Source organism: Anaerotignum lactatifermentans, assembly GCF_016902535.1.
GTDB lineage: Bacteria > Bacillota > Clostridia > Lachnospirales > Anaerotignaceae > Anaerotignum > Anaerotignum lactatifermentans_A.
This window is the reverse complement of sequence record NZ_JACSNY010000050.1, coordinates 1-568: the sequence shown is the minus strand read 5'-3', so window position 1 is coordinate 568 and position 568 is coordinate 1. Positions and strand designations below refer to the sequence as shown.

1 protein-coding gene is annotated in these 568 nt (G+C 38.6%); it reads left to right on the top strand.

Annotation, left to right across the window (positions count from 1 at the left end; all coding sequences use genetic code 11):
• Positions 1 to 11: 11 nt before the first annotated feature.
• Positions 12 to 568, top strand: a 557-nt coding sequence (locus tag H9X84_RS12785; protein WP_205142738.1) for a hypothetical protein, incomplete at its 3' end; no start/stop codon positions are given.

The window sequence follows — 568 nt, the reverse complement described above, 5'->3', positions numbered from 1 at the left end:
AGGAGGTGAGAATGATGAAATACATTTTGATGCATAGAGAAATTGAAGTTGCAGAAATTGAGTTGGATGAATTATCCCATATTACAAATATATATGAGGTGTACGCAGAGAAACATTTTCCTGTGGGAACCCTTGGAAAACATGGTGTTGATAAAACTATGCTGGCAAAATGGTGGGCAAAACGTTCCATACCTGCAAGCCGTTCAGGTCTAAGGGAAACTTTGGATTTGCTGCATATGTCAGTTCCACAAGAACTTTTAGCAAAATGTTATGGACTCAGTCTCTCCGATCAGTACTGGATATCCCCAAAGGATAAACCGTTGATGTGGAAGGAAATAAATTTTTTCGATCATGATTTTTCTGAAGATGTAGGAAACCTTTTGTTCGGATATGGTGAATTTTCAGACAGCATGAGTTTGATTTCACCAGATAATACGTCTGATGGTCAGTTGATTAAGAAGTGGAAGATTGCAGATGGAAAAAGAGTTTTAATCAAAGGCGGAAGTAATCCATACCAGCAGGAACCTTTATGTGAAGTGATTGCTTCTGGGATTGCGGAAAGGTTATG